At 71.6% G+C, this 236-nt stretch carries 1 protein-coding gene; it reads left to right on the top strand.

Going from position 1 to position 236, the window contains the following annotated elements:
- Nucleotides 1-19: 19 nt before the first annotated feature.
- The coding region (locus tag UK12_RS36000; protein ID WP_045307445.1) for a hypothetical protein at nucleotides 20-236 on the top strand (217 nt) is incomplete at its 3' end.

The following is a 236-nucleotide window of genomic DNA, read 5'->3' as shown; positions in this document are numbered from 1 at the left end:
CACCAACCTCCGTACCACCGTGGAGTTCGCCGACGCGACGCGTGCGCTTCTCGAGGAGCACGGCGTCGGGACCTTCGTCGAGGTCAGCGCACACCCCGTTCTTGCGATGGCTGTCCAGGAGAGCATCGAGGCGGCCCGCCGGGACGCGGTGGCGTTCGGGACGCTGCGCCGTCACGAGGGCGGTCTGGAGCGGCTGTTCGCGTCGCTGGGTGAGGCCCAGGTGCGCGGTGTCGCGG

Origin of the sequence: Saccharothrix sp. ST-888, assembly GCF_000955975.1 — a bacterium.
Lineage (GTDB): Bacteria > Actinomycetota > Actinomycetes > Streptomycetales > Streptomycetaceae > Kitasatospora.
This window is presented reverse-complemented; position numbering and strand designations above follow the sequence as displayed.